The sequence below is a fragment of the Dyadobacter crusticola DSM 16708 genome, from assembly GCF_000701505.1.
Lineage (GTDB): Bacteria > Bacteroidota > Bacteroidia > Cytophagales > Spirosomataceae > Dyadobacter > Dyadobacter crusticola.
The window spans coordinates 297,332-318,982 of record NZ_KL370786.1 but is presented as its reverse complement, the minus strand read 5'-3'; the positions used below and the strand labels follow the sequence as shown (position 1 = coordinate 318,982).

Here is a 21,651-nt window from a genome sequence, read left to right as displayed (position 1 = left end):
AGGCTACATGATTTTAATACCTTCTGCCTTAAACCGGACCAGCGTTTGTTCCAGCACGTAGCTCTTGAATGTAGTTTCCTGGTATACATCATTTAACCAGACCAGAATTTTCAGTTCGATGTTATCGGCAGCGATCGCATTAAAAAGGATCTGCCGAGGCGCGTTCTTGACGGTACCTTCTGCATTGTCGACAATATCGTGAATCACTTGCTTGACACGTTCAATGTCGGCTTCAATGCTGATTTTAAATGTGATCTCTGCCTTTAATCTTGCGTCGCTCGTAGTATAGTTGACCAGCCGGCCGGAGAGCAGGTCGCCGTTGGGGATAATAACCTTTGAGCCCAGCGGCGTGAGCATCCTGCTGGACCGGATACCGATGTCGAGCACTTTTCCTTTTTTGTCGGCCAGCTCAATGTAGTCGCCGATTGTGAATGGTTTTTCAAAAATCAGGATGATACCCGAGACGAAATTGTTTACGATATTCTGCATACCGAGTCCGATACCTACTCCCAATGCACCGAGCAGGACGGTGATCCTGGTAAGCGGCACGCCGGAAACGGTTACCGCGATCAAAAAGCCGACGACGATAATCAACAGCCTGATCAATGCCAGCTTGGAACCTTTGTGGCTTGAATCTGCTGTAAAACTCACATCGTGTCCCGAAAAGAAATAACCGATGTTCTTCTGCAAACTGTTGGCCAGCCAGATTGTGACACCGAAAAACAGGACGTTTTCCAGCGTGAATGTGACGCTGCCGAAAGTCCGCTCCTTTTCAAGGATCACTAATGCAAAATCAAATACCGCTCCGATAATATTCAGGTTAATGCAAAATACCATCAGCCAGAGTATAATGGAAAGAAACAGCAGCAGCCGCTGAAAATAGAGCCGGGTCCGCTCCGCGCTGACACGCGAGAACAGCATTTTCGCCGCTGAACTAACGCGGATATGCAAATCGAGCGCCTCGGTCAGCATGTGCACAAAAACGGTGAGGCCCACTACCTGTATCAGCCCGCTGATCGCCGTGATGCTGAATGCCTTGGCCAAGGAAAGCCGCCCGAATGCATTGAGCAGGATCGCCAGTACGTGCAGTACAATGTAGATAATCACAACCGGTTTGATCAGCCTTTCACCCAGTTTGGCTTTTTTGACGATCTTGAAAAACCACCAGCCAAATACAATAGAAGCCGCACTAAGCCCCATAAATGCGAAACGGAGCAGGAAAGATCCGTCCACAACCACATTGGCACCGACCGTCAGCAGGTACAATACGATCACCGAAAACCACCAGGCGAGCTGCTCGCGGGGGAGCATTTTCAAAAAGAAGAATGTAAGTGTGATCACCAGCAAAAACTGGTTGAGCTCGATGTAGATGGAAGGTGAGCGCGGCTCGAAGAGTGGCGTAATATTGAATAGTAAAATGAGTGTCGCCAGAAACGGTTTGTGCCCGATAAACTTGAAATCCGTCGGGCCTACCTCTTTGCTCAGCCGCGCACTTTTGGCAAAGTTGAAGTTGATGTAAATCCAGGCGAAAAAGCCGATGCAAAGCAGCAGCAAAAAGACTCGGTTGTCCCAGGTAGATTGCAAAAAGTACCGCAAAACCTTGTTCTGGCCGGCGTAGGAAACCTTGATCAGCCGGTTCATATTGTCGTTCCCGTCTTTTTGCCGGGCTTTCCAGATATAGCTCGATTCTTGCCCCAGCAGGTTCTTGCCGGATTCCTTAATGTAATCGTTGATCGTGCCACTCAGGTCGTTTGCGGCGAAATACACTTCCGAAACATCCGCCAGCAGGTTACTTACTGTGTCCAGATTAGCGGTGGTAGTCTCCCCTGCTTCCTGCAGTTTCCTTCTCAGTTCGGCTATCTGGCCTTTGTAAAATTTTTTCTGGGTGGAATCTCCATTGTTGATCGTCAGCAGCGAATCTCGGCCAAACTCGATCACGGACGACGACATACTCTGCAACTCCGCATTATAGCGTGACAGCTGCTTGCGCCAGGCACTTGTTTTCTGCTGAATGTCGGTGAGCATCAGCCGGTAATTGGACAGATTTTTATTATCAGGTACGGAGTTTTCCACGCTGATTGCCTCCTGTATCTGGCGTACATTCGCTTTGGCGGTAATGAGCTCGCGCCGGATTTCGGCACTTCCATATCCCTTTTTGTTGGCTGCATTGATCTGCGTGATAACCGCCTGCGCGTTCTCGATCTTAAACAAGAGCGTGTCCGGTATTACCACAGTGGGGGTCTCTTTTTCCGCAGGCTTCTGAGCAAGCAGCGGCCACATACAGGTGAGCAGCAAGAATGCAGTCGCATGGACAAAGCCCCTGACTTTTTGTAAATTGAAGAAAGAAATGCGGGCAAAAATTGGTGTCATGATCTGGATTTTAGCGGGAATTCTCGCTGTCGGCGCGTAGGCGACAAAGAATTTGCTAAACTTCCGTACCAATAAACGTCAGTCAATTTCAAAAAAAGGAACATTGCGCGGCGGAATCAGGAGTTGAGTGCGCCGGGCTGTTGTCAGAAGATCAATGGACTTGTTTTTCCTTTGCAACAGGCTTGTAATAACGATCATAAAAAACCTGCTTCGAATCGTTGTAACTGCTTACAGCGCCGAGCTTACGCATCAGTTTGATGTAATAAAATGCAAGGTCGACCTGGTGGGGCTTGAAACCGCTGCGCGCACTTTGCGGGAACAAATGGTGGTTGTTGTGCCACTCTCCTGCTACCAGTCCTGGCCAAAGCTGGTTAATGGACTTGTCTTTATTATTGTAATCAACACCCGGCCGCTGCTTGTCTTCTCCTTTCCCGTGACCTTCGTAATTGAAAGTCCGCACACCGATCGCCCAGAAACCGGCCGCGCCGAACAATGTGCAGGCCAGCGCATGTCCGCCCATGAGATAGAATGCAAGGTACCAGAATGACCAGTTGAACAGCCAGTTGATTACCGCATCGCCCGGATTGACATAAGAACCCCATTTCAGATATTGCTGGTAAGTATTCCCTTTCACGCCGGTGTGCTCCATCAGTTTGGTGACGCGCTGATAGTCTGCTTCACTGAGATTTTTCGCGATAGGCTGGTGATTTACATCTGCCAGAAAGCAGTACAAAAATCCCGCGCTCGCATTGTAAGGGTCACCCGGCTGGTCGGACTTTAAATGGTGTACGTGGTGGGAAATGGCGTAAATCTCTTCGGGAACAACTGATACCGTCAGGTTTTTGGTAAAAAAGCGCCAGAAGGAATTGCGGAATTTATAGGCACCGTGTGTACAATAGCGGTGGTGCCAGATGGTACCGTGCGTACCCATGATGATCATGCTATACAGAAATGCAGCGGCGAGCATCCACAAACTAAAAAATTTGAACACAAACAGAAAAAAGAAAGGCATCAGCAGCAGCAGCACTCTCGCCCAGCTGAAAAATGAAAGCCAGTTTCTCCTATCCCGAAACACGTTCAGCCTGGAAAAGAATTCGTGCAGTATCTGTCCGGCACTTGGCTTGACCAGATCCCCTTTTTCATCCTTCCATCCGTAAGAAGGGACTTGCAGCACGTAATCGAAAAAAGCCATTTAGAAGAATTTACAATGAAAAGCCGGTTATAAAAAGTTTTGCATTTCAGCCGAATATAGGCATTTTATTCGGATAAAACCCCAGGGTTGGATACGATGTAATTACAACTACATGTAAACGCTGCATTTCGCAAGCTGGCATTTTTAACAAAAATCAGTGAAAACCGGGTGCAAGAGGTTGCTTGTTCGAAAAACTGTACCTTACTTTGTCTACCTACTTAGTAGGCTAAATGGACTAGAAAGTATTTTTTAACCAAAACCACCAACCTGAACCGTCCTTGTACAAGAGGCCGGCCACTATTTCCAACTTATTTTATGTATCAAAATCTATCCCGAAAATCCCTGTTTCCCTGCAGTGTGCTGCTGGCGGTTATGGTGCTTTTTGCATCTTCTGCCTTCGCACAAAATGGTACCGTATCAGGTACGGTCACGTCGGCAACCGACAAATCACCTGTACCTGGTGTTAACATTGTTATTAAAAATTCACTTACCGGTACTTCCACCGATGCCGACGGAAAGTACGAAATCAGCACACCCGGCGAGGCTACCCTTGTTTTCTCGGGTATCGGGTACGTAACTCAGGAAGTGGCCGTCAACGGCCGCAGCGTTGTTGACGTGAAGCTCGCAGCCGACACCAAGCAGCTTGAAGAAGTGGTGGTGGTAGGTTACGGTACGCAAAAGCGCAATGCGCTTACCAACTCGGTTTCCCAGATCAGCGGCGAAGCCATTACGCGGCGACCGGTTTCCAACATCCAGCAATCGTTCCAGGGATTGATGCCGGGTGTGACCGTGCTCGATCAGGGCGGCTCCCCGGGTAAATCCAACGCCAGCATCCGTGTTCGAGGGATAACCACATTCAACATCAATGGAAGCAGTACAAGCGGGTTTGATTTGGGGAAAAATGATGCATTGGTGATCGTCGACGGCATTGAGCAGCGGCTGAGCGACATTAACCCCGACGATATCGAGTCTGTTTCGGTGCTGAAAGATGCTTCTTCCACGGCGATCTACGGCTCACGCGCAACAAACGGGGTGATTTTGATCACAACCAAAAGAGCGAAAGGCGGTAAAGTGCAGGTGGATTATCACGGTTACTATGCGTTGCAGAGGTCAAACAATGTGCCTAAAATGATGGGAATAGAAGCTTACATGCGCGAGCAGGTAGCGGCTTATACCAATGCAGGAGTGAATTTGCCGGCCCGTTTTACCGAAGAATCCATCCAGGCTTATGTGAATGCGACCGACCGGGAAAAGTATCCACTGCCCAACACCTGGTTTGAAACCATGCTTCGCACGGCACCGCAGCAAAACCACACGATCTCCGTTGCAGGCGGTACCGATGTGCTGCGCACCAGATTGAGCGCGCGGTACCAGGACCAGCAGGGCGTGATCGCGGGTTATTCCAATACGATCGGTGAGTTCAGGCTGAATACCGACTATGATGTTTCAAAAAGGATCCGTGTAAGCGGCGATATCAATTACCGGTACAGCCGCGCATTGAACCCGACTGTAAACAATGCAGCGAACAACCCGCAGCCGCTGAACAACTTTTTTCACGGTACCTTATGGGCAGTTCCCAAATATCCCGACGGCACTTACGGGTTGAGCACGCAGGGTAACAATCCATTGATGTTTAATGAAATAGGCGGCCAGTCACGACAAAATACCGATTACCTGGCAGGTTATCTCAAAGCGGACATTGACCTTGCCGAGGGACTGACATTCTCCACGCAGATTGCAGGCCGGGGTACTTTTGTGTCTCAAAAGAACTTCACCAACTCATACACCAACGTCGACAAGAATACCAATATCACTAAAACAATCGCGATCAACTCGCTTACCGAAGTCCGGAACAGCCTCCGCGAGTACACGATCAACAATTTACTTACCTACGAAAAAGCTTTTGGTGACCACAACCTGAAAGTTTTGGCCGGTTATTCCCAGATCGGCAACACGCAGGCTTTCCTCTCCGCGTACCGGGAGCGTTTTTACAATAATGACATTGGTTCAATCGGCCAGGGCGCCAACGACGGAACGAAAAGTAATGGTGGAAACGACGCAGCATACGGTTTAAGGTCGTTTTTCGGGAGGGTTAATTATGATTATCAAGAAAAATACCTGTTTGAGGCAAATGGCCGCTACGACGGTTCATCCAAATTCACGGGTAACAAGCAGTACAGCTTCTTCCCTTCCTTCTCTGCCGGCTGGCGGATCTCGAAAGAAGCTTTCTGGGGTGGTTTGGAAAAGGCGGTCAACGATTTGAAACTGCGCGGCTCCTGGGGTATTACGGGAAATCAGTCGGTGGACCTTTACAGCTACTATTCCGCATTGACTGCTTACGGATACACATTCGGCGGAACGCCGGCCCAGGGTTACCGACCTACTACACTCGCCAATACAAACCTCGGCTGGGAATCGACTACTCAGCTTGACCTGGGAATTGACGCTGCATTTCTCAACAGAAGACTGACTTTTACAGCTGATTATTACCGTAAGCTGACCGACGACATTCTGCTCAACCTGGATATTCCTGCCACCATCGGATTGAAAGCGCCGCCCCAGAATGCAGGGTCCGTCGAAAACAAAGGCTGGGAATTCAGTGCTAATTACCGCGGCGGCCAGAGTACTTCCAGTTTCCGATACAGCCTGGGTGCCAATTTGAGCATTAATGAAAACAAAGTTACCGACCTGAAAGGCACAGGACCTTACATAACCGGCTCCGACATTGACCCGAGGTACATCATTGCGAAAGGTTTACCGATCAATACACTCTGGGGTTATGAGACTGACGGACTGTTCCAGTCCGCGCAGGAGATCGCTGAATACAAGGCGACCTACGCAGCGAACACCAAGCCCGGCGACGTGAAATATGTAGACAGGAACGGTGACGGAAAAATCAATGCGGATGACATGACGGTAATCGGCAACTCTTTCCCGAAGTACACCTTCGGCTTAAACACCGATTTTTCCTACAAAGGCTTTGACCTGAGAATCCTTTTTCAGGGAGCTGCAAAAGTAGATGCGCGCCTTGCGGGTGCATTGGCTGAAATGGGTAACCAGGAAGGATTTACGCATGAAATTTACACCAACAACTACTGGACTCCCGAAAACCCCGGTGCCCGGTTTCCCCGCCCGGTGAAATTCGACCTGCGTAATGTGGCTACCTCCGACCGGCTGGTGATTGACGGATCGTACCTGCGCCTCAAAAACGTGCAGCTGGCTTATACTATCCCGGCCGATATTGCGGGCAAGCTGCGCCTGAGCAAGATCCGCGTGTATACTTCTGCGACCAACCTGCTTACATTCTCCAAGCTGAATGAATGGAACCTTGATCCTGAGGTACCATCGGGCCGCGCCATGTATTTCCCGCAAACTGCATTGTACACATTCGGCTTAAACCTGCAACTCTGACCCGCATTCAAAAGCATTGATCATGAAAACAAATACCATTAAATACCTCATATTTTCAGGAATTACGGCGCTTGCATTAAGCCTTTCTTCCTGCGACTCCAACCTGTTGGAAACAGTGCCGAATGACCGGCTTTCGGAAGACCTTTTCTGGAAAACAGAAGGCGATGCGCGGCTGGCTGTCAACTCGCTTTATACCGATCTGGACAGCATTAATGTCGTTTCCTGGGACGGCGTGACCGACATTGCACACATCAACCAAAGCTTCAATATCGATGCGTACATTGAACAGGGCAGCTATGATGCAACCAGTTCGAAGATATATGGTGAATGGAGAAATGCGTACCGCGGGATCCGTTCGGTGAATTACTTTCTTGAAAATGTCGACAAGATACCCACCGGGAACACAGCGCTGATCAACCAGTTTAAAGGTGAAGCGAAAGTGTTGCGGGCTTATCAGTATATCAAGCTGGCCGGCTTGTTTGGCTCAGTTCCGTTGGTGACTTCGTCGCTCACGATCGACGAGGGCCGCACATTGAAGAATGCACCTGTGGAAGAGATCTGGACATTTGTCGAAAAAGAACTGACCGAAGCAGCTGCATTGCTGCCTGCTACTTACGGGGCAGCAGACAAGGGAAGAGCGACAAAAGGCGCGGCTTGGGGGTTGCTGGCGCGTGCGCATTTATATGCCGGGCATTATGAAAAAGCGGCTGCGGCAGCCGATCAGGTGATCAGGCTGGGGGTTTACAGCTTGTACGATTCGTATGAAAAACTCTTTACCTATGCCGCTGAGAACAATAATGAAGTGATTTTTGACAAGCAGCATCTGAAAGATGTGTATCCTATCAATGTGTTTGCTTACCTGGCGCCTTACAGCCAGAAGAATGGCGGCAGCTCGGTAGTACCTACAAAAGCTCTGGTGGATACTTATGAAACCATTTCCGGTAAAAAGATCACGGACGCAGGCAGCGGCTACGATCCGGCCAAGCCTTACCTGAACCGCGATCCCCGCCTTAAATTCTCTGTATTCCTCGAAGGCGACGCGCTTCCGAGCGGCATTACTTTCCAGCCCCGCCCGACCAGCGGCACTGCCGACGCGATTGGAAGTACCTACATTGCTTCCACGACAGGTTTCAATATCAAGAAGTATTTCAATGCGGAGGATTTTGCCAACCCGGCCAATGGAGGTATCAATATTATCCTGCTGCGCTATGCTGAAATTTTACTGACTTATGCCGAAGCCAGGATCGAGCTGGGCCAGATTGATGCGAGCGTTGTGAATGCGATCAACCTCGTGCGCAATGGCCGCAGCGACGTAAAACAGCCTGCAATATCTGCCACAAACCAGGCTGCATTGCGGGAGATAGTAAGGCGCGAACGCACCGTGGAGCTCGCATTTGAAGGGCAGCATTTGTTTGATATCCGCCGCTGGAAAACCGCCGAGCAGGTAATGACCGGCCCTGTTTACGGGATCACATATCCGGATAATACAGGCAAGCTGGTGACTGTACAAGCCGCTTCTTCCAACCGTGTTTTTGATGCGAGCCGTCACTATCTTTGGCCAATCCCTCAGAAAGAACGGGATTTGAACCCCAACCTGACACAAAACCCAAACTGGTAAGCCCGTTGTATTAACCTTAATTTATTATGACAAAATTATTTTCTGTGCTGTTTGTTGCATTAGCCGCGTGCGTTTTGTTGGGTTTTCAATCTCAAAAACCGGCTGCAAAAACACCTAATATTGTCCTGTTCTTTATCGACGATCTCGGCTACGGCGATTTGTCGGTAAATGGCGCATTGGGCTACAAAACGCCCAATCTCGACAAAATGGCTGCCGAGGGAACACGCTTCACGAACTTCATGGCGGCGCAGGCCGTGTGCAGTGCGTCGCGTGCAGCTTTGCTCACCGGCTGCTATCCCAACCGCGTAGGCATTTACGGTGCACTCGGACCGGCCCAGCCGATCGGTTTAAACCCGAAAGAAGAAACAATTGCTGAGCTGCTGAAAGCGCAGGGTTATGCGACCGGGATCTTCGGTAAATGGCATTTGGGCAGTGAGCAGGAGTTTCTGCCTTTGCAGCAGGGTTTCGACGAATATTACGGGGTACCTTACTCGCATGATATGTGGCCGCTGCACCCGTGGCAGGAAAAAGCCAAGTACCCGCCTTTGCACTGGATTGATGGAAACAAGCCTGGAAAAGAGATCAAAAACCTGGATGATGCAAGCGAGCTGACTCCGGCGATCACCGACCGCGCTGTTTCATTTATCAAGAAAAATAAGAACAAACCTTTCTTCCTGTACGTGCCGCACCCGCTGCCGCACGTGCCGCTCGCTGCTTCGGCCAAGTTCAGAGGCAAGAGTGAGCGAGGCATATTCGGGGATGTACTGATGGAACTCGACTGGTCTGTGGGTGAGATTATGAAAGAATTGAAAGCACAGGGTCTGGATGAGAATACATTGGTGATCTTCACGAGCGACAATGGTCCGTGGCTCAACTACGGCGACCATGCCGGCTCATCGGGCGGTTTCCGGGAAGGGAAAGGCACCTCGTTTGAAGGCGGGCAGCGTGAACCTTGCATTATGCGCTGGCCGGGCGTGGTACCTGCCGGCAGGGTTTCGAACAAGCTTTTATCCACTATTGATATACTGCCAACACTTGCGAGGCTGACCGGCGCGAAACTGCCAAAAGAGCGGATCGATGGCATCGACTTTACTGATCTGCTGAAAGGCGATGAGACCAAAACGCCGCGGGAGGATTTTCTCTATTACTACCGCAAAAACAGCCTGGAAGCTGTGCGGAAAGGTGACTGGAAACTGGTATTTGCACATCCGGGACGTACTTACGAAGGTTTGCTGCCCGGAAAAAACGGTCAGCCTGGTCCTGCTCCGGAAGATCACGCCATTGCACGTGCATTATATAACCTGGCGCGCGACCCGGGTGAGCGTTATGATGTGCAGGAACAAAATCCGGGGATCGTAGCCGAGCTGGAAAAAATCGCGGAGGCTGCGCGTGAGGATCTGGGAGATGATTTGCAGCAACGTCCCGGCAAAAATCTGCGGCCGGTCGGACAGGTTGCTAAAAAATAGCAAAGCAGACCGGGATAATCGGAGCCACTCCATTGGTTTTATCCCGGTCTGCTTTTGCATTAAACATTGGCGCGGACTCGCCAGCATCCTTTTCACATCAGTAGCTGAATAGCATTATTATCCTTTATATTGATAATATTTCACTACACCGATGAATTGAGATGACCACTTCCCGAAGGACCTTCATTCGCTCAGCATCCGCATTGGCCGCGCAGGCCGGACTTTCGTCTGCTTTCTCATTTACACCTCTCCTGGCCTCCCCTGCCGATACCATCCGCGTTGCAGCGATCGGGATCAATGGAATGGGTTGGGCGGATCTGAATGCTGTTTTGAAAAATCCGGGCGTGGAATGCGTGGCATTATGTGACGTTGACAAAAACGTATTGGACAAACGTGCCGCTGAGCTGGCAGCGAAAGGCACAAACGTGAAAATCTATGGGGATTACCGTCAATTGCTCGATGACAAAAGCATCGACGCAGTGGTAATTGGTACGCCCGATCACTGGCATTGCCTGATGATGGCAGAAGCCTGTGAGGCCGGGAAGGATGTATATGTAGAAAAGCCGATCGGAAATTCGATCGCTGAATGCCGGAGTATGGTGGCTGCGCAAAAGCGATATAACCGCGTGGTACAGGTGGGGCAATGGCAGCGCAGCCAGAAACATTTCCGTGACGCAATCCAGTTTGTACATTCGGGTAAGCTCGGCAAGATCGGACTTGTGAAGGTATGGGGCTACTTCAATTACGGAACACTCCTGTCCAACATCCCCGACAGTCAGGCCCCGGCAGGAGTTGACTACCAGATGTGGCTCGGACCTGCTCCGAAGCGGCCGTTTAATGCCAACCGGTTTCACGGTAAGTTCCGCTGGTACTGGGATTATGCCGGCGGCATTATGACCGACTGGGGTGTGCATTTGCTCGATTATGCACTGCTAGGAATGAAAGCGGGCGCGCCGAAGCGTGTCTCGGCAGCGGGTAATATGGTACTTAATTTTGGAGTTGATGCGCCTGATTCGCTTACAACTATTTACGAATTTGATGGCTTCAATATCCAGTGGGAACATGCGATCGGGTTTGGCGCAGGCATTTACGGACGCGAACACGGGATCGCTTTTATGGGAGGGAACGGAACGCTCATTCTCGACAGAGGCGGCTGGGAAGTAGTCCCGCAAGGTCAGAAAATGGAGGCTGTCCCCTTTCAAAAAGCTTCTGATAACGGGCTGGACCTGCACGCAAAAAACTTCGTTGACGTGATCCGATCCAGGACAATGGGAGACCTGAATGCGCCGATCGAAGTCGGAGCAGAAGTGGCCATACTATCTCAGATGGGCAATATCGCTTACCGGATAGGAGCCAAACTGGAATGGAATGCGGACAAGGGAAACTTCAATAATGCGGCAGCGAACAAACTGATTGACAAAGACTATCATAACGGCTACAAAATGCCTTCAAAAGCATAAGATCTGATCCTGACGTGTTCCCCACTCTGGCGATATATTTCTATTATTTGCCTGATTAACCATAAAACACATCAAAATACAGTTAGTACTAATCAAATCTCTCCACATTTTTAGCATTATTTTACTTTAAAATTGTATTGTGAAAGTCAAATACTTTCGACGGTAATTATTGACTTGTGAAAAAGAACGTAGATCAATTAACAGCAAATTTGCCTATGGAAAATTCCTAGACTTCCTCATTCAACGTGTATGCTGCTCCGTTAGCTTGTCTCAGCGATTTTGTTTCGCTGACCGCATGTTATGGTGCTATTCAGGCTGATCAAACCAAATCAGCAGGCAGATCTTCTATGCCCAAAAATGTCTTTAAAAACTTAGTATTCAGGGAAAACAACAGGCAGAACCATGTAAAAGCAGTCAAGTACTCACCTATCTTAAAATCAATTCTATGAACCTAATTAGACGAAATCCCTGTCTGGGACTTCGCAGTACCCTTTGTGCCTTAGCGGTAACAGGAGCACTGCATTTCCAGAGTATTGCCAGCACCAGTCCGAGCGACGAATCTGGACTGCCGCACCTCCATCAGCGCATCGACAAAACCGTGACGGGCAAGGTAATCGACGAAAACAAAAATCCGCTGCCCGGCGTAAGTGTGATCATCAAGGGAACAAGCAAAGGAACCACCACGGGTACCGATGGGAATTTCAGCCTTGTCGTAGATGATGCCGCCCAAACGCTCACGTTTTCATTCATCGGCTACACTTCACAGGATGTGGCAATAGGCAACCAAACTGCCTTCAATGTCACATTGTTACCTAGCAGTGAAGAACTTACCGAAGTGGTTGTAGTAGGTTACGGAACACAGTCGACGGCGGCGTTGACTGGTGCGGTAAGTAATATACAAGCCAAAGACCTGATCCGGACTCCTTCCATTGGTACTTCCGATGCGCTGGTTGGCCGCGTGCAGGGTATCACGGCCAGAAAAGCGGATGCACGCCCCGGTGCTGCCACTACTATTCAGATCCGGAACATGGGTACGCCGCTTTTCGTAATTGACGGCGTTCCTTCTGATGTGGCCAACTTCAACAACCTGGGTCAGAATGATATAGAGAGTGTCTCCATTCTGAAAGATGCCTCCGCCGCAGTTTACGGGTTACGCGCTGCAAACGGTGTGGTACTGGTGACAACCAAACGCGGAAAAGCAGGCGACGGACCGGCGAAGATCAATATCAATGCATATTATGGTTTACAAAACTTTACCCGTTACCCGAAGCCTGCCAATGCTTACCAGCACATGCGCGGCCTTGTGGAATCGGATGTAAACCAGGGACGTACCCCTACCATTACGCCCGAAGAACTTGAAAAATGGCGGGTAGGTACTGAAAAGGGTTACCAAAGTTTTGATTATTACAAAATGGTAATGCGGCCGAATGTTCCGCAATACTCCTTGAATGCAAATGTTTCCGGCGGTACCGAGAAGATCAGCTACTTCCTTTCGGTGGGGCACCTGAACCAGGATGCATTGATCCGTGATTACAACTTCAAAAGGACTAACATCCAGGCGAATGTGGAATCCTATGTGACCAAGAAGCTGAAAGTAGGCGCGCAGATCAGTGCGCGCATCGAGGACCGTTTCCAGGTGGGTGTGCCGGGGTTGGACGATTACTTCAATCCATTCCTGAGCATTTTTACAATGTGGCCGACGGAGCGTCCCTATGCAAATGATAATCCTAAGTACATTAACCAGACCCACAACGTAAATGTCAATCCCGCGACCTACAAAAAAGAGATCACCGGCTACATTGACGAGATCACGCGCGTGGTGAAAGGCAACTTTTTTGCAGAATATGATTTTGCATTCGGCCTCAAAGTCAAGGGTACCTATTCCTACCAGTTCCACAACTTCGATTTCGACGGGTTTGAGTACACTTATGACGCTTATAACTACGATCAGGCAACTGATTCCTACAACGTTGTAGCAGGAGGCGGTAACCAGAATCCCTGGCGCGAGCGGCGGAAACGCAATATTGTAGACCGCTTTGCGCAGCTTCAACTCAATTATAACAAAACTTTCGGAGACCATGAGCTCTCGGCGGTTGCGGCTTACGAGCAGTCGGACAATGTAAATACCTACCTGGTCGTACACACGGTACCTCCGAATAATTACATTCCGCTGATGTCATTTGCCAACCAGGATCTGCTGATCGATGAATGGAATACCGAGGCGCGGGCGGGGTACATTGGCCGGGTTAACTATAACTACAAGCAAAAGTACCTCCTGGAAGCTGTGGGCCGCTACGACGGATCGTTTCTGTATGCTCCGGGCAAACGTTTCGGTTTCTTCCCGGGGGTTTCGGCAGGCTGGCGGATTTCGGAGGAGAATTTTTTCAAAGGGAAACTTGAAAATGTATTCAGCAGTCTTAAAATCCGCGCTTCTTACGGCCGCACAGGTAGTGACAGGAATGCAACCGTGGCCAACGAGCCTTTTATTGTTGCACCATTCAGCTACCTGCCGGGCTACAACTTCTTGCAGGGAAGTGCGATTTTCAATGGACAATATAACATCGGTGTGAGGCCGCGCGGTCTGCCGGTCACTACACTTTCCTGGATCACCAACATTTCAACCAACGTGGGGATCGACTTCGGTCTGCTCGGTGGCAAGTTGAATGGACAGTTTGATATTTTTGAAAGAAAAAGAGACGGACTTCCTGCAGCGCGCTACGATGTACTGCTTCCCTCGGAGGTAGGTTACACTTTGCCCAATGAAAACCTGAACAGTGATACACACCGCGGCCTCGAAGGTGTGCTGACCTACAAAAGCAATTTCGGACAGGTTGACTACACGATCAGTGCCAATGCGACATTATCGCGCCGTCGCGATCTTGATTTTTACAAACCACGTTTTGGTAACTCTTACAATGAGTACCGCGATTCGTTTGTAGACCGCTGGGGAAATATCAACTGGGGCTACCAGGTTGTCGGCCAGTTCCAGTCGCAGGAGCAGATTGAAAGTCACCCGATCAACAACGACGAGCAGGGAAACCGCACTCAGCTGCCGGGCGATTTCATTTATAAAGATGTGAATGGGGACGGTATCATCAATAACCTCGACGAGCGGCCGATCGGCTTTGCGGAGGGAGCGAATCCGTACATGAGCTTTGCATTGAACGGCAGCGTGGCTTACAAAGGATTTTCGCTGTTCTTTGACTTTGCCGGTGCATCATTGCAAAGCTTTCAGCGCAACTGGGAGTTGAAAATCCCTTATCAGAACAATGGTACCTCGCCGCATTTCATGCTGGAAGACCGCTGGCACCGCGCCGATCCTTTTGACCCGAACAGCGAATGGATCCCGGGCACTTACCCTGCGATCAGAAAAGACAATTCAAGCCACGTCAACTTCCGCAAAAGCGATTTCTGGATCACCAATGTGCGCTATATCCGTCTCCGCAACATCGAGCTCGGATACAGCTTTGACCCGAAAGTCTTCAAGAGAATCGGCAGCAACGGTTTGCGGGTTTATGTGAATGCGAGCAACCTGTTCTCGATCGACAATGTGAAGAAATATGAGATCGATCCTGAGATTTCGTCAGGTAATGCGCTTGTGTATCCGCAGCAGCGACTGTTCAATGCTGGTTTTACTATCAATTTTTAATTCAAACTTGCTATGCAACGATTTTCAAGATATATCCTCGTCCTCATTGTCCTGATCACGTCGGGATGCGCGGAAGAGTGGCTGGACAGAAAGCCACAGAACATTATTCTGGAAGAGCAGGTATGGAACGATACCAAAATGATCACCGGACTGCTTGCCAACTACTACGATCGTCTGCCTGCACATACCTCGCTCACCACTGGCTGGGCAGAGTTTGCTGCTTACGACGAGGCAATGTGGTCCAACAACGACGACGGGCGGAACAACATCGTCTCCTACCCTTTTGAGCGCTGGCGGCTTTGGGACTACGGCCTGATCCGTGATATTAACCTCGCCATTGAGAATCTTGAAACCTACGGTACCTCATTGAATGCGGGACAAAAGGCGCAGTTCTCAGCGGAATTCCGGTTTTTGCGTGCATTCGTTTATTTTGAGTTGGTGAAAAGAATGGGCGGCGTGCCACTCGTGACAAAGCAGCTTATTTACGATTTCAATGGAAATCCGTCCTACCTGCAACAGCCCCGCAATACCGAGGAAGAAGTGTACGACTTCATCGCCAGTGAACTGGACGCTGTGAAAGACCAGCTCGGGAATGACGGCAGCAATACGCGGGCTAACAAATTCACCGCAATGGCGCTGAAAAGCCGCGCGATGTTGTACGCGGGCTCGCTGGCGAAGTACAACAATTTAATGGCCTCGCCGATCATGACACCCGGCCGCGAAGTGGGAATTCCGGCAGCGCGCGCCAATGATTATTATGCCAAATCGCTCGCTGCTTCGGAAGAGATTATCAATAGCGGGAAGTACCAGCTTTACAAAACAAATCCGAACCTGGGCGAGAACTTCTATGACGCGATTACCAAGAAGTCGGCCAATCCGGAGATCATACTTGCCCAGGACTATTTGGTAAGTAAAGACAAAAGGCACAGTTTCACATACGATAACATTGCCCGGAATGTGCGCGAAGACAACCTTTCGTCTTCCTCCATTACACCGTCGCTCAACCTGGTTGAAGATTACGAGTACCTCGACGGTACCTCGGGAGAGCTGAAAACGCGCAATGCTGCCAACACGGATTACATCTACTATGACAATTTGCAGGATGTTTTTGCCAACAAAGATGCGCGTCTTTACGGAACGGTTATCTACCCCGGCACTTCCTTCCGCGGCACTCCGGTGCAGATCCAGGCCGGTGTGAAAGTCTGGAACCAGGCATCAAACAGCTTCCAGAATGTGGAATCCAATACCCTCGGCTCAAACTATGAAGACGGTGGCTTACTTACAGGCTCATCGGGTCCGCAACGGTCACAAACAGAAGTTACTAACTCCGGTTTTTATCTGCGCAAGTATGTGGACCAGACAGCGATGTCGAGCACGCGGGGTATCCGTAGCGATATGTGGTGGGTTCGTTTTCGTTTAGGCGAAATTTATCTGAATGCGAGTGAGGCTGCATTGGAATTGGGCAAAACTGCTGACGCTTTGAAATACGTCAATCTGGTAAGAGAAAGAGCGGGTTTTGGTGCAAACAGTCTGAAAACGCTGACGCTGGCGCGGCTGCAAAATGAGCGGCGGGTAGAGCTTGCCTTTGAAGATCACCGCGTGTGGGACCTGATCCGCTGGCGCATTGCACACGAAGTCTGGAACGGAAATGCATCCAATCCCGACGCAGTGATTTACGCACTTTATCCCTACCGTGTAGTACGTCCGGGCCACCCGACGCATAACAAGTATGTGTTTGATAAGCTGGTGGCGCCTCGTTTCCGTGCACCGCGTTTCTTCCAGATGGGCAATTACTATTCGTCCATTGAACAGATCGTGATTGATAACAACCCGAAAATTGTCAGGAACCCATTCCATTGATCTTATGAAAACGACTAATAATTTCTTCAAACCATTATTGCTGGGCTTGTTTTCACTGGCGGCTTTTGCCTCTTGCGAGAAAGATAACCGGGCCGAGCCAAAATCTGTGCTGAAAGGCCGGATCGTGTATGAAGGTGCGCCGGTGGGTGTCCGCTCCAATGGAGTTCAGCTGGAAATCTGGCAGCGCGGGTACCAGCTTTTTACCAAAATCCCCGTTTATGTTAATCAGGACGGCACTTTTTCAGCCTCCCTTTTTGACGGTAACTACAAGTTGGTGAGGCTCCGCGGCAATGGTCCGTGGGTTGATAATACGGATACGATCGACGTGGAGCTGCGGGGTACGAAGGAGCTGGATGTACCGGTGAAACCTTATTTTGTATTCCAAAACGATGATTATTCCAAAGGCGAAGGCAGGGTATCTGCCACATTTAACCTCAAACAGGTTGATAACTCTCGGACATTGGAACGAGTCAATCTTTATGTAGGCACAACTACCATTGTTGACCCAAACAACAATGCGGGCAATGTGCAGGAAGTAGCCGCGAACATCACGGATCTAACCAAACCAATTACATTGACTGCCACGCTGTCACCGGCGCTTGCGGGCCGGGATTATGTATACGCCCGGATTGGAGTAAAAACTTCTGGCGTAGGCGAAATGCTGTTTGGTGCGCCGCAGAAGATTATGCTGAAGTAATTAATTACAATTTTTTTAGTACTCTCGCAGTACTCGCATTCAAAAACAAAACAGCTAAGCTGCTTCCCGGAGCAGCTTAGCTGTTTTTTTATCTAGGACCGTCGGTTGAAACCGACGGCAAGTGGATGGCATTTGTTTTTTAGTGCATTGACCTTTTTCCATTTAGTGCAATTACAGTTAAATAATCTAAATAGACCGCTTGTTCATTGATTCACTCCATTGGAGAATTGAATAGTAAATCGGGTTTTGTTGAAATGTAAATACTCGCAAATTACAAGTGCGACTAATCAATTTACATCCGATGAGAATAGAAAGTTTAAACGATTTGCCAGGTAGAGAACAGGTGAAAGTCCTGTACTTTCAAGGTTATCTTGGTTGGTCGCAGCACTACCTGGCTTTACAATTTAAACCAAAAAGAAAATGCGACCAACCGACAAGAAGAAAGATTCTAAGCAAAACCAAGACAGAATCCTGACCATCCAAAAGAAGTACCGGCAGCGCACTTACGGCTACAAAGGCACACCCGAAATCCGTCTTTGCGGCGAGTGGCTCAGGCGGCTGGGATTTGAAGATGGAAATGAAGTAATCGTTACAATGCGCCCGGAATTACTGGTGATTAAATTGGCGCAATAACAAAAACAGAGCCGCTCGGGGGAGCGGCTCTGTTTTTGTTATTCATTTATTAATTTTCCATTCCATATTGACCTGTACTCGACTACATACACGTAAACTCCAAATTCTTCATTCAGTTCTTTAACAGCTTTTGCCTTGTAACAGCTCCACTCACATCTTCGAGTTCAACAATGAAAACACCAGGCTGCATTGATTTCGTATTAATGATGGGGTTAACTACCTTATCCGTTTTGTAAATCTGCTTACCGGAAAGATCGTAAATCCTGACAGTCTTCATATTCTTGATTACTTTTTCATTAATATGAATGTAGTTAACCACAGGATTTGGAAAAACGGCCGCAAGTCCATCTGCTTGAACACTTATGATTTTGGAAAAAGCAAAGGTATTGTCAAAGTCTACCATTTTAAGTCGGTAGTAATTCATACCGAGCGACGCTTTGTGATTGAAAAAATACTTGTTTTCAATCTTGCTTTCGCCTGCAGAGCGAATCTGGCCGACTGCGTTCCAACTCTTACCATCGCTACTGTGCTGAACCTCGAAATAGTCGCTGTTAGCCTCTTCGGTAGTCGTCCATTTCAGATTAACAGCATGTCCTTCCGCAGTTCCTTCGAATGTAGCAAGCTTTACAGGCATACTTTCCAATGTAAAAGTCTTGAAGCTCAAGTATGAAGCGTCAGAATAATTCTCCACAGTCGTGGAAGGTGTAGTACTATAGAATCTGTTGTTTCCTTCTGTAAAACTTACTCCATCTACTTCAATCAGCCAATCACGATCGTAGCTGTACATTGGGTCTTCCCAAACTAAGCCTAGGTATCGGTTGGGGGAGTCTAGCTCATAGGAAGTTGGCTTTGCCCAAAGCTCGAATCCAATAAGATCTAATTCTTCACCAGGATCCAGGTCAATCGGTTGTGAGCCGGTCCATGTACAATTGAGATAATTGCTTAAAAAGCTCACGAAGTCAAAGCTGGTATAGGTACCAGTACCCGGCGCAGGAAGAATATTAAACTTGTAGAACCGAATACATTTTTTTCTCTCGAGGATTGCAGATACATTCTGAGCGTAAACTGCAATTTCGTGATGTTCCCTGCGATCTTTGTCGAAGAATTATTTCTAATCGTGAGATAAACCTCCTCTTCTTTTGACCCGTGCTTTAAAGTTCCCTGCAAAGCTTGTGCATTTAGAACCAACACAGAGATTATTGTGAGAAAGACGGTAAATAGAGATTTTTTCATAGTATGTTAATTTTCAGGTTAAAACTGGTTACAATATAAGAGTAAATGGATTATAGTCTCAAACATTACCCAAATTGTACTATCCAGCATACTCTGTTTTCAGTTCTTTCACGTAACCGGCTGCAAGTCCGGTGTTGTCGATGAGTGATATTTTGTTTATGTTCAGGCGGTTAAAAAATAATACCTGTCGGAAAAATCAAAATGAAACAAAAAAGTGCCTTGATTGGGAGCACCGTTGGATTGCTGTTCGCATTAGTGTTCTACTGGGTTTTCCGTATGAACTGGTGGCAGGAACTATTCGCGGTGATGACGCTTTCATTTCTGTTATGCATGCCTTTTGGAATGGGCTTTCTGACAGTCTATTTCCGTGGGGAAAAATATGCCGCGAGTAAACGGGATGCTATTTTGATTCCCTGGCTACCGCTGTCTGCTTTTGTAATTGTAACATTGTTCTGGAAGCTGGAAGGCTGGGCATGCTGGGTGATGATCTTGCCGCTCTTCATGATCGCCAGCTCCCTCGGCGGACTTACAGGTAGGTACTTGCTCAAAAAAATAAAGGAACAAGATGCCAAGCTAAGTATATCGTTGGTTGTACTGTTGCCCATTATTCTAGCTCCTGTCGAAGCATTGATTGGCAAGATACCGGGCACTTACAAAGCTGATACACACATTGATATAGCTGCGCCTGCGTCGGCGATCTGGCCGTTGGTTACCCGCGTGGGTACGATTGCCGAGCATGAGGATACCGGTTGGCTGAACAGGTCCCTCGGCTTCCCCAGGCCGGTTAAAGCAGAACTTAACTATGAGGGTATCGGCGCATACAGAGAAGCAATTTTCACAGGAGGTTTGATTTTTCACGAGACAGTCTCAGAATACCGGCATCAATCCAAAATGGTATTTGAGATTAAAGCCGACCCTCACGAAATCCCTTCAACAACCCTGGACGAACATGTGGTAATTGGCGGCGACTATTTTGATGTACTGAACGGCACTTACGAGCTCGAAAAATTGGCTGAAAACAGTTATCGGCTGCATTTGTACAGCCATTTCAAACTCAATACTACCTTCAACTTCTACGCAAGCTGGTGGGCAAAATGGATCATGCAGGATATTCAGAACAATATCCTGAGTGTGATCAAAAAACGTGCTGAAAAAACAGGATCCGTTTGAATGCAATTCCAAATATACGCCAGCTCTATACGCCCGTTCAGCCTACTGTGCGACAGTCGGCTGAACGTGTGACCTACCAGGAATTTTTGCCGTATCCTGAGCTGCAAAGCTGCATTTACTGCTATTGGTCGCTGAAAACGACGGAAGCACTGGCGGAGCCATTTCAGTATCGCGTAGTGGCCGACGGCTGCATTGATATCTTCTTCGAGCTGAATGATCCGACTGAAAATTTCGTGATGGGATTTTGTAAAAAGTACACAGAATTTCCGCTCGAAGACGAGTTTCATTACGTTGGAATCCGCTTTCTCCCGACGATGTTCCCACAGATGTTCAAGGTGGATGCTTCGGAGCTGAGTAACAGGTACGAGGTGCTGTCAGCAGTTTTGCCTGAGGTGGCCGGTTTTATTTCCAATAATTTCAGTGGTGAAATGAAGATAAGCGAGCTGCAAGCTGCATTCGACCGTTACTTTCTGCAAATTATGTCCAAAACTACATTCGCTGACGATCCCCGCTTCTATCGGGCACTTGATCTGATCCTTCGAAATTCCGGTGTGCTGAATGTGGAGAAAGACCTGGATACCGGATTGAGCAGTCGGCAGTTACGGCGGGTTTTTCAGTTTTACATCGGCGATACCGCCAAGACTTTCAGCAAGGTAGTACGGTTTCAAAATATCCTCCGGGCCAAACCTTCACAACAAAGCCTGCGCGAAAACAAGCTGTTTTTCGACTCCGGCTATTACGACCAGGCGCATTTTATCAAGGAATTCAAAAACTTTTACGGAGTCACCCCCGGCCGTGCATTCGGCAGGTAATTTGTCCGATTTTTACAATCTTCGGAATACAGATTGACGCAACTTTGTATCGTAACATTCACCTAAATACTCGGGAAATG

Annotated in this window: 14 protein-coding genes; 10 read left to right on the top strand and 4 right to left on the bottom strand. The window is 48.6% G+C overall.

Annotation, left to right across the window (positions count from 1 at the left end):
* Positions 1-3: 3 nt before the first annotated feature.
* Both Q369_RS0123395 and Q369_RS0123390 read right to left on the bottom strand, forming a co-directional pair.
* Positions 4-2,370 (bottom strand): mechanosensitive ion channel family protein, encoded by a 2,367-nt coding sequence (locus tag Q369_RS0123395; RefSeq protein WP_157488291.1) that lies wholly within the window; start codon positions 2,368-2,370, stop codon positions 4-6.
* Positions 2,371-2,521: 151 nt separating this feature from the next.
* Entirely contained in the window at positions 2,522-3,562 is a 1,041-nt protein-coding gene (locus Q369_RS0123390; protein ID WP_031530149.1) for a fatty acid desaturase, read from the bottom strand.
* Between the two features lie 315 nt (positions 3,563-3,877).
* Between Q369_RS0123390 and Q369_RS0123385 the strand changes: the two genes are divergently transcribed.
* From Q369_RS0123385 to Q369_RS28050, 8 genes are all read left to right on the top strand, one after another.
* Complete coding sequence (locus Q369_RS0123385) at positions 3,878-6,973, top strand: SusC/RagA family TonB-linked outer membrane protein (RefSeq protein ID WP_031530148.1); 3,096 nt, start codon at positions 3,878-3,880, stop codon at positions 6,971-6,973.
* A 22-nt stretch (positions 6,974-6,995) separates the two neighbouring features.
* On the top strand, positions 6,996-8,591 hold the full coding sequence (locus tag Q369_RS0123380; protein ID WP_031530147.1) for a RagB/SusD family nutrient uptake outer membrane protein: 1,596 nt from the start codon (positions 6,996-6,998) through the stop codon (positions 8,589-8,591).
* Between the two features lie 26 nt (positions 8,592-8,617).
* The gene (locus tag Q369_RS0123375) at positions 8,618-10,057 is read left to right on the top strand and encodes a sulfatase family protein (RefSeq protein WP_031530146.1); all 1,440 of its coding nucleotides are present in this window, start codon (positions 8,618-8,620) and stop codon (positions 10,055-10,057) included.
* Between the two features lie 161 nt (positions 10,058-10,218).
* On the top strand, positions 10,219-11,517 hold the full coding sequence (locus Q369_RS0123370) for a Gfo/Idh/MocA family protein (RefSeq protein ID WP_031530145.1): 1,299 nt from the start codon (positions 10,219-10,221) through the stop codon (positions 11,515-11,517).
* Positions 11,518-11,962: 445 nt separating this feature from the next.
* The gene (locus Q369_RS0123365; protein ID WP_084165832.1) at positions 11,963-15,166 is read left to right on the top strand and encodes a SusC/RagA family TonB-linked outer membrane protein; all 3,204 of its coding nucleotides are present in this window, start codon (positions 11,963-11,965) and stop codon (positions 15,164-15,166) included.
* A 12-nt stretch (positions 15,167-15,178) separates the two neighbouring features.
* A complete protein-coding gene (locus Q369_RS0123360) occupies positions 15,179-17,026 on the top strand; it encodes a RagB/SusD family nutrient uptake outer membrane protein (protein WP_031530143.1) in 1,848 nt (615 codons plus the stop codon).
* Positions 17,027-17,030: 4 nt separating this feature from the next.
* The gene (locus tag Q369_RS0123355) at positions 17,031-17,723 is read left to right on the top strand and encodes a DUF3823 domain-containing protein (RefSeq protein ID WP_031530142.1); all 693 of its coding nucleotides are present in this window, start codon (positions 17,031-17,033) and stop codon (positions 17,721-17,723) included.
* A gap of 420 nt (positions 17,724-18,143) precedes the next feature.
* Positions 18,144-18,356: a SymE family type I addiction module toxin gene (locus Q369_RS28050; protein ID WP_035333777.1), complete on the top strand. Its 213-nt coding sequence runs from the start codon at positions 18,144-18,146 to the stop codon at positions 18,354-18,356.
* A 112-nt stretch (positions 18,357-18,468) separates the two neighbouring features.
* Here Q369_RS28050 and Q369_RS28565 read toward each other — a convergent pair whose 3' ends face one another.
* Positions 18,469-19,311, bottom strand: coding sequence for a T9SS type A sorting domain-containing protein (locus Q369_RS28565; RefSeq protein ID WP_051664242.1), 843 nt, complete (start codon positions 19,309-19,311; stop codon positions 18,469-18,471).
* Complete coding sequence (locus Q369_RS0123340; protein WP_031530140.1) at positions 19,308-19,589, bottom strand: hypothetical protein; 282 nt, start codon at positions 19,587-19,589, stop codon at positions 19,308-19,310. The genes Q369_RS28565 and Q369_RS0123340 overlap by 4 nt, the downstream gene beginning before the upstream one ends.
* A gap of 201 nt (positions 19,590-19,790) precedes the next feature.
* On the opposite strand from Q369_RS0123340, the gene Q369_RS0123335 reads away from it, so the two are divergent.
* Together Q369_RS0123335 and Q369_RS0123330 are read left to right on the top strand one after the other, a co-directional pair.
* Positions 19,791-20,759 (top strand): SRPBCC family protein, encoded by a 969-nt coding sequence (locus tag Q369_RS0123335; RefSeq protein WP_031530139.1) that lies wholly within the window; start codon positions 19,791-19,793, stop codon positions 20,757-20,759.
* Entirely contained in the window at positions 20,756-21,571 is an 816-nt protein-coding gene (locus tag Q369_RS0123330) for an AraC family transcriptional regulator (RefSeq protein WP_031530138.1), read from the top strand. Before Q369_RS0123335 ends, Q369_RS0123330 begins: the two co-directional genes overlap by 4 nt.
* The last annotated feature ends 80 nt before the right edge of the window (positions 21,572-21,651 follow it).